We start from the raw sequence: 8,614 nt of genomic DNA, 5'->3' as shown, positions 1-8,614 counted from the left end.
CGTCGCCTTCAGCCAGTCGGGATGGACCTGATAGTCGCTGTCGATGACGGCGATGTGTTCGGCATCCGGCGCCGTCTGCGCCAAACCGAAATTCAGCGCCCCCGCCTTGAAGCCCGGCCAGTTGTCGAGGTGGAAGAAACGGAACTTCGGCCCCAGCTTTCTGCAATATTCCTCGATCGGGCGCCAGACCGCCGGATCCTTGGTGTTGTTGTCCAGCAGCAGCACTTCGTAATTCGGGTAGTCGAGCCGGGCCAGCGCGTCCAGCGTCTGCATGACCATGTGCGCCGGCTCGTTGTAGCAGGGCACATGGATCGACACCTTCGCCGCATTGGGCAGTGGGGCGACGGAGCAGGGGATGAACTTGCGCTTGAACTTGTGCTGCCAGACGACCTCGGTCAGCTCCATGCCGTCGATCAGCATGACCGCGAACAGCACCAGCTGGCAGAAGATCAGCAGGCCCCAGGCGATCTCTGTGGTCAGTGCGAGGCCCGCGGCCGAGGCCGCGCTGACGGTGAAGACCAGGACCGAGGCGACCGCCTGGATCAGCGCGCCGTAGAAGATCTGGCCGCCGATCTTCAGGTCGCTGCGGCGCCACAGGAAGAACACCAGCGGCAGGAAGCCCAGCGCAATGGCGGTGGCGCACTTGATCTCCCAGTTGCGGACCTCATGCACCCCGCCGATCATCGGGAATTTCGGGTTGCGCTGATAGTCCCACAAACCCCAGCTGGTGCCGGCGGTGCCCTCGATCTCCCGCTTCCACGGCTGGTCGAAGGCCTCCATGATGAAATAATCGAGCTTGTTCTGGGCGGCAACGTTCAGGAAGTTGCGGATGAACTTCGCCTGATTGACCTGGCTTGCCTCGGCGCCGCGGCGCCAAGGGCCATCGGCAGGCCAACCGATCTCGCCGATCAGGATGTGTTTGTTCGGGTATTTCTGTTTCAGTTCGTTGTAGCGGAACATGGCGTAATCGACCGACTGGTCGACCGGAACGCCTTCCCAGTAGGGCAGCAGGTGGACGGCCAGGAAATCGACGGCATCGACCAGTTCCGGGTGCTTCAGCCAGACGTGCCACGGCTCGGCGATGGAGACCGGAACATTGACCTTCTTCTTCACCCGCTTGATGTAGTCGATGGCCTGCGGAACGGTCAGGTCGGCGCGCAGTATGGCCTCGTTGCCGACCAGCACGCGGCGGACGTTGCTGTTGGCGCGGGCCAGCTTGATCAGGCCGGCCAGTTCCGGCTCGTCGATCTCGGGCTTCCCGGTGGTCCAGGCACCGGCGGTGACGGGCAGGCCATGCTTGCCGGCGATGGCCACCACCATTTCCGAGCCGTCGGTGGTCGAATAGGTGCGGACGGCCTTCACCGCGCCCTCCAGCGCGTCCATGTCCTTTTCGATGTCGTCGGCGGATGCCTTGTCGCCCTTGGACGGGCTTTTGTCCGAATGGAACGGGGTGTAGGCGACGCCGGTGATGGCGCCGGCCCAGGACCGCTCGTCCACCGGACGGTTCCACAGCGCCCAGAAGGCGATGTTGCCGAGGATCACCAGGATCAGAACCGCGAAGGCCGATTTGCGCATGTGGGTCGTTCTCGCTCGCCGCACCAGAAAACATGGATACGGCCCGTGGACATGGCACAAGGGAGCCGTCGCCGCCCCGACCATATCCTCGGACCGAACTCTTTCATCGTCCTACGAATGCCATTGCGCCGTATGGCCGGCGCGCACGGCCTTCTATACAAGCTTCGCGGTTGCCCCGCCACTGCCGGCTATAACAGGGCAGCCTCCGGTTTAGTCCCGGATGATGCTTCCGGTCAGTGCCAGAGAGGAGTGAAGCATGTTTTCCCTTAACGAACGGCTACAGGCCGACACCCGTCCTGTGACCGACCTGGGGCTCTGCCGGGTCCTGCTGATGAACAACCGGCTGTGGCCATGGCTGATCCTGGTGCCGATGCGTGAGGGTGCGGTGGAGATCCACCGGCTGGCGGATGAGGATCAGGCCGCCCTGATGCGGGAGATCGTGCAGGCCTCCCATGTGATCGAGCGGCTGTTTGTGCCGGACAAGATGAATGTCGGGGCGCTCGGCAACATGGTGCCGCAGCTGCATATCCATGTGATCGGCCGGACGCGCGGCGATCCGGCCTGGCCGGGGCCGGTGTGGGGTTCCGGCCACGCCGAACCGTACGAAGCGGCCGAGGCGGAGGCGCTGGTGGAACGGCTGTCAGAGGCATTCCGAAACCGCTGAGTGAACTTTGCCGGGGCTGGAGTGTTTGGATGGCCAACCATCTTTTCGGGAGACCGCCATCATGACCGACCGGGACCGCTCCAAATCCGTGACCTCAGACGCTCCATCGGACGCCGCCCAGCAGATCGAGGACAAACTGGTCGATGAGACCGGCAAGGCGTCCGGCGACCCCGACAAGCCTGTCCAGAAGAAATGGGAAGAGATGGGCGAGCGGGAGGAAATCGTCGAGCGGAGCCAGCGCGAGGGCGGCGGGGCTTGAGAGACCGACGGTGGCCCCCTCCCGCACGTCGACGGATGGGAGGGGGCAATCCGGCCCCCTACCGCTTCACCGTGCAGGTCAGCGCCAGCACGTCGGCCGCCTTTTCCAAATCGTTGGCGCGGACCAGCACATAGTCCGTGTTGTAGGTGGAGATCGCGAAGATCGGCAGATGGGCCTGGGCCAGCGGCACGGCGATGCGGGCCAGGATGCCGAACAGCGAGAAATCGAGCACTCCCTCCACCCGGAAGGCGCGCCAGCCGCGTTCGGCCTTCACGCTGTCGGGCACGCGCTCCTCGCGGCAGAGAATCGACAATTCCTCGCCGGTGCGGGTTGCGCCGACCAGCGGGTCGGTCCAGTCGAGCCAGTCCGGCAGCCCGCTGCCCGGCGGCAACTGGGCCACCGCCAGCCGGTCGGGCAGGATCGTCAGGGTCAGGCCGGTCTGTTCGCGCACCAAGGCGGCAGTCAGAGTCGCCTCGTCCACCTCGAAGGGCTTCAGGATACGGCGGGCGCGGGCGGCCAGCGACGGCACGCCGGAGCGTATGGCGCGGCCCAGCATCTCCGCCGAGGTGGCACGCAGGCCGGCGTCGGCCTCGGCAAGATCGACCACGGCCTGCAAGGCGCTCGTCTGGACGATGCGGCTTGGGCTGTTCTCGAACCAGTCGGCCAGCAGGGCGGCGGCTTGGCGTCGCTGTTCATCGGTCATGCTCAGGCGCGGGATGATCTGGGCAATGTGCCAGCGCACTTCCGCCTGCTCGATGGCGACTGCATCGGTCAGCAGATGTTCGACATAAGCGTCGAGCCAGCCGGGATTGCCGCGTGACACCCGTTCCAGCGCATCGGCGGCACGCATGCGCACGCTGGCGTCGCCGTCGAACAGGCATCCGACCAGCTCCGCCAGCTTGCCTCTGTCGGCCGACACCTCGTCGGCGACGGAGGGGGCGTCGCCCATGGCCCGCCGGTCGCCGATCGCCAGCCGGCGGGCGAGCGGGGCGTTGCGGATCAGCTCATCCATCTCAGCGCCGCCCGGTCGGGCGGCCGAAGCGGGAGGGCGTGCCGAAGCGCGAGGCGACCTTGGCGCCGGTCGGTTTGGGCGGCGGCGGGGGAGGGGGCGGCGGCGGGGTCTCGCCGCGCGGCACGCCGCCGCCCGACGCCATCTCCGCCAGATCCTTCACCAGCTTCTGCACGCTGCGCATGCGGGCCTGCGGATCGGGCCATTCGCGGCTGTAGACCAGCTTGTGGTCGGGGCGCAGTTTCATCAGCGTCAGATGCTGGGCGATGTAGGTCAGCAGCTTGGCCGGCTCGGCGTAGAAATTGTCGTGGAAGGCCAGCACCAGACCCTTCGGCCCGGCATCGACACGGTCGATGTTGGCCTGCTTGCACCAGCGCTTGATGGTGACGACGTCCAGCAGATTCTCGACCTCTTCCGGCAGTTTGCCGAAGCGGTCGATCAGCTCGGCGGCGAAGCCGTCCACCTCGGCCCGGTCGACCAGATCGGCGATGCGGCGGTAGAGGGACAGGCGCACCGTCAGGTCGGGGACATAGCTTTCCGGGATCAGCACGGGCGTGCCCAGGTTGATCTGCGGCACCCACTCCTGCGCCGCGGCGGCGGCGGCGGCGACGGCGCCCTCCTGCATGGATGCCCGGGCATTGGCGACGGCCTCCTCCAGCATCTGCTGGTACAGCTCGACGCCGACCTCGCGCACCTGCCCCGACTGCTCCTCGCCCAACAGGTTGCCGGCGCCGCGGATGTCCATGTCGTGGCTGGCGAGCTGGAAGCCAGCGCCCAGGCTGTCCAGCGTCTCGATGACGTGCAGGCGCTGCTGGGCGGTGCCGCTCAGCTGCTTGTTGGGGGCGTAGGTCAGATAGGCGTAGCCGCGTTTCTTCGACCGGCCGACGCGGCCGCGGATCTGGTAGAGTTGGGCCAGACCGAACAGGTCGGCGCGGTGCACGATCAGCGTGTTGGCGTTGGGGATGTCCAGGCCGCTCTCGATGATGTTGGTCGCGAGCAGAACCTCGAACTTGCCCTCGTCGAAGGCGGTCATCACGTCTTCCAGCTCGCTTGCCGCCATCTGGCCATGGGCGGTGACCACCTTCACCTCCGGCACCAGATCGCGCACCCGCTCGGCGACCTTCGCCAGATCCTCGACGCGTGGGCAGACATAGAAGGTCTGGCCGCCGCGGTAATGTTCTCGCAGGATCGCCTCGCGGACCACCACCGGGTCATAGGGCAGCACGAAGGTGCGCACCGCCAGCCGGTCGACCGGCGGGGTGGCGATCAGCGACAGCTCGCGTACGCCGGACAGCGCCATCTGGAGCGTGCGCGGAATCGGTGTGGCGGTCAGCGTCAGCACATGGATGTCGGCGCGCAGCTCCTTCAGCCGTTCCTTCTGCTTCACGCCGAAATGCTGCTCCTCGTCGACGATCACCATGCCGAGGCGCTTGAAGTCGAGGCCCTTGGCGAGCAGGGCGTGGGTGCCGACGACGATGTCGGCGGTTCCCTCCGCCAGTTCCTTCTTCACCAGTGTCTGTTCGCGGGCGGTGACCATGCGCGACAGCTGCACCACGCGCACCGGCAGGCCGGCGAAGCGGCTGGAAAAGGTGCGGAAATGCTGGCGCGCCAGCAGGGTTGTCGGCACGACGACGGCGACCTGCTTGCCGCTCATCGCCACCATGAAGGCGGCGCGGAGCGCGACCTCGGTCTTGCCGAAGCCGACGTCGCCGCAGACCAGCCGATCCATCGGCCGGCCGCTGCCCAGGTCGGTGAAGATGTCCTCGATGGCCTTCAACTGGTCGTCGGTCTCGGGATAGGGGAAGCGGGCGGCGAACTCCTGATAGACACCCTCCGGCGTCAGCACCGGATCGGCCTTCTTCAGCATGCGCTCCGCCGCGATCTTCAGCAGGGCTTCCGCCATGTCCTTCAGGCGCTTCTTGACCCGCGCCTTGCGGCCCTGCCAGCCGGCGCCGCCCAGCTTGTCGAGCTGGACGTTGGCGTCTTCCGAGCCGTAGCGCGACAGCACCTCGATGTTCTCGACCGGGACATACAGCTTGTCGCCGCCCTCATAGACGATGCGCAGGCAGTCGTGCGGGGCGCCGGTGACCTCCAGCGTCTCCAGCCCGTCATAGCGGCCGATGCCGTGGTCCATGTGGACGACGATATCGCCCTCATGCAGGGCGGAATGCTCGGCGATGAAGTTGGCGGCCTTGCGCTTCTTCTTGTGGGGGCGGACCAGACGGTCGCCGAGGATGTCCTGTTCGGTGATGACGGCGAGGTCGGCGGAGGTGAAGCCATGCTCCATCCCCAGCACGATGGTGCCGATGATGCCGCGGTCGAAGCGGCGGACATCCTCCATGCTCTCCGCCGGCTCCAGGCCGGGGATGCCGTGGTCGGCCAGCACATTGGACAGGCGGTCGCGCGACCCGGCGGAATATCCCGCGATCAGCACCCGGCGCCCGTCGGCGCGCAGCGCGCGGATATGGTCCTTCACCGCGTCGAAGACATTCACGTCGGGGCGGTTACGCTCCTCCGCGAAGTCGTGGCCGCGCTTGCCGCCGGCATCGACCGTGCCCTTGATGCCGGGGGGCGTGGAGAAGATCTGGAGCTGCGCCACCGCGCGCTCGCCCAGCAACGCGTCCCAGCCGGTGGCGTCGAGGAACATCGAGGCGACCGGCACCGGCTTGTAGACCGGCGATCCCGCCCGCTTCTCGATGGTCATCATGCTGTCGCGCGAGGCGTGGAAATCAACCACCTGGGCGATGCGGGCGTCACGCGCCTCGTTCGCCTGATGGTCCAGACTGACGATGCCGCGCGGCAGATAGTCGAGCACCGTGTCCATGCTTTCGTGGAACAGCGGCAGCCAATGTTCCATGCCGCCGTAGCTGCGGCCGGCCGAGATCGCCTCATAGAGCGGATCGTCGTCGGTGACCGCACCGAACAGCTCCCGGTAGCCGGAGCGGAAGCGGGCAATGCCGGCATCGTCGAGGAAAACCTCCGACATCGGCTTCAGCTCGACCTTGTCGCGCTTGTCGGTGGTGCGCTGGGTCATCGGATCGAAGGCGCGCACCCCCTCCAGCTCGTCGCCGAACAGGTCGAGGCGCAACGGTTCCTCCGAACCGGGCGGGAACAGGTCGACGATGCCGCCGCGCACCGCAAACTCACCCGGTTCCCGCACCGTCTGGGCGCGGGTGTAGCCGTTGCCGGCGAGATAGCGCTGCAGCTTCTCCAGGTCGATCCGGTCGCGCAGCTTGGCCGAGAACACCGCGTTCTTGAAGGCGCTGCGCGGCGGCACCTTCTGCACCAAGGCATTGACGGTGGTCAGCACGATCAGCGGCGCCAGACCGTCGCGGTTGGCTGCGGCGTCGCGCCGGGCGATCAGCCGGGTCAGCGTGTCGATGCGCCGGGCGACGATGCCGCCGTTCGGCGACACCCGGTCATAGGGCAGGCAGTCCCAGGCCGGGAAGGTCAGCACCTCCAGTTTCGGCGAGAAGAAGGCCAGCGCCTCCGCCAGCAGGGCGCAGCGCGTGTCGTCCAGCGCAACATGCAGCAGGCCGTAGCCGCCGGCCTTCTGCGCAAGCTCCGCCAGGATGCGGGCGTCGTGCCCCTCGGGCGCGCCGCCGATCAGGAGGCGGCCGGCGCGGCCGGGCTGGAGATCGTAACTGACCAAAGGAGGATGCCTCGGAGAGGGGAAATGCTTGTCGGGGAGCTTTGGCCGCGGCTGCGTCAGGAGCCTTGACGTGGTGTGTAGCGGAATGCCGTCAACAGGCGCATCACGTCATTGTCATGCCCGGCCGGCACCGGCTCGCGCCCCGACATCCAGTCGTAGAGGTCGGGATCGCCAAGCTCCAGCAGCGCCTCGAACCGGTCGAGCATGGCGTGGTCGAAATCGCCGACATGGGCATCGGCGAAACTGCCCATCAGCAAATCCATCTCCCGCGTGCCGCGGTGCCAGGAGCGGAAACGCAGGCGCTTGCGCCGGTTTTCAAGGGATTCGGCCTTCTCGTGAGCCTGCGTCCCGGAAGCCGGGGGGGTGCCGTTTTCGGTCATTGCTGTCCAACGTCGAAAGCCCCCAGCGCCACCAACGGCGAAGGGGGAACCATTCAGGAACCCCATCCTGCACGGGCCGGCCCGGCGATGCAACCTTGGCGGCTTGCCTCGATCCACCGGCTTGATCCTATGCGGATGACGTCCTATCTGCCGATGACCCGCGGGGACGACCCCGCCAGCAGCAAAGGGGTAACCGGGTGGGGACGACCCCGCCATTCCAGGACGGAGGTCCCGTCATGGCGTGGGTCACGCTGTTCTTCGCCGGTCTTCTCGAAATCGGCTGGGCCATTGGGTTGAAATACACGGAAGGCTTCACCCGTCCGGTGCCGAGCCTCCTGACCGCTGCGGCGATGCTGGTGAGCATTCTGTTGCTGGGAGCGGCGCTGAAGAGCCTGCCGCTCGGCACGGCTTACGCTGTGTGGACCGGAATCGGCACGGTGGGCACGGCCCTGCTGGGTATTCTGCTGTTCGGTGAACCCGCCGACGCGCTGCGCCTGCTGTGCATCGCGGCAATCGTCGGCGGCGTCGTCGGGCTGAAGCTGCTGCATGGGTGAGAGGGGAGGATGCAATCGTCTCTGGCGCATAATCCTTGCGTGTTCGGGCGCCGTCTTCATCGAACAGGACATCGAGAGCCAAATGCAGAGCGTTCTCGATGCTCCAATGGGCAAGTTTGATCTCCTTCATCCTGACCGGTGTCATTCGGCGCGAGAGGGCGACGTAATGCACCTGAGCATCTGCGGCGGCAGGGCAGGCCCGACCCTTGTCGTAGGCACGCCGCAGACTTTTACCGTCCATGGCCGCACCCCCAGCCGGTGCCGCAAGCCCAAGCTCCTGGCGCACCCGCACCAACATGGACCCCGTCGGCACCAAGCTCGTGGTGACCGCCGGGACGGCCGCCATGGTCGACGAGTCGATTCCCAACTCCGCCCTGCATCGGCTGGCGAACGCCGCCCGACCCGCCGTCCCATCCCACCCAAACGGTGCGGTCACCGCTTGGGGGCAGACAAAGCCATGGTCGGCGTCCTAATGTCCGCCTTCGGCGCGACAGCTTCGATGACGGAATGGGACGGGACCG

General features: G+C 66.8%; 7 protein-coding genes. 3 read left to right on the top strand and 4 right to left on the bottom strand.

The annotated features are described in order from the left end of the window. A partial coding sequence (locus tag I71_RS14850) for a glycosyltransferase (RefSeq protein WP_042695628.1) occupies window positions 1-1,575 on the bottom strand: 1,575 nt, incomplete at its 3' end. 256 nt (window positions 1,576-1,831) lie between these two features. Between I71_RS14850 and I71_RS14845 the strand changes: the two genes are divergently transcribed. After that, the gene (locus I71_RS14845) at window positions 1,832-2,239 is read left to right on the top strand and encodes an HIT domain-containing protein (protein WP_042695627.1); all 408 of its coding nucleotides are present in this window, start codon (window positions 1,832-1,834) and stop codon (window positions 2,237-2,239) included. Window positions 2,240-2,300: 61 nt separating this feature from the next. After that, window positions 2,301-2,498, top strand: coding sequence for a hypothetical protein (locus I71_RS14840; protein ID WP_042695626.1), 198 nt, complete (start codon window positions 2,301-2,303; stop codon window positions 2,496-2,498). A gap of 58 nt (window positions 2,499-2,556) precedes the next feature. Here I71_RS14840 and I71_RS38815 read toward each other — a convergent pair whose 3' ends face one another. Genes I71_RS38815 through I71_RS14825 form a run of 3 tightly spaced genes read right to left on the bottom strand, consistent with a single transcriptional unit; the run spans window position 2,557 to window position 7,539 of the window. Next, a complete protein-coding gene (locus tag I71_RS38815) occupies window positions 2,557-3,510 on the bottom strand; it encodes an ACT domain-containing protein (protein WP_199902186.1) in 954 nt (317 codons plus the stop codon). Window position 3,511: 1 nt separating this feature from the next. Then, window positions 3,512-7,159 carry a transcription-repair coupling factor gene (gene mfd / locus I71_RS14830; protein ID WP_042695625.1) on the bottom strand — a complete coding sequence of 1,216 codons (3,648 nt, stop codon included), beginning with the start codon at window positions 7,157-7,159 and terminating at the stop codon, window positions 3,512-3,514. Window positions 7,160-7,215: 56 nt separating this feature from the next. After that, window positions 7,216-7,539, bottom strand: coding sequence for a succinate dehydrogenase assembly factor 2 (locus tag I71_RS14825; protein WP_042695624.1), 324 nt, complete (start codon window positions 7,537-7,539; stop codon window positions 7,216-7,218). Between the two features lie 236 nt (window positions 7,540-7,775). Here I71_RS14825 and sugE point away from each other — a divergent pair, with 236 nt between their 5' ends. Then, entirely contained in the window at window positions 7,776-8,093 is a 318-nt protein-coding gene (gene sugE / locus I71_RS14820; RefSeq protein ID WP_042695623.1) for a quaternary ammonium compound efflux SMR transporter SugE, read from the top strand. Window positions 8,094-8,614 lie beyond the last annotated feature (521 nt).

This window comes from Azospirillum sp. B506 (assembly GCF_000333595.1).
Lineage (GTDB): Bacteria > Pseudomonadota > Alphaproteobacteria > Azospirillales > Azospirillaceae > Azospirillum.
Note: the sequence above shows the minus strand (reverse complement) of the source record. Positions and strands in the feature narration are given on the sequence as shown.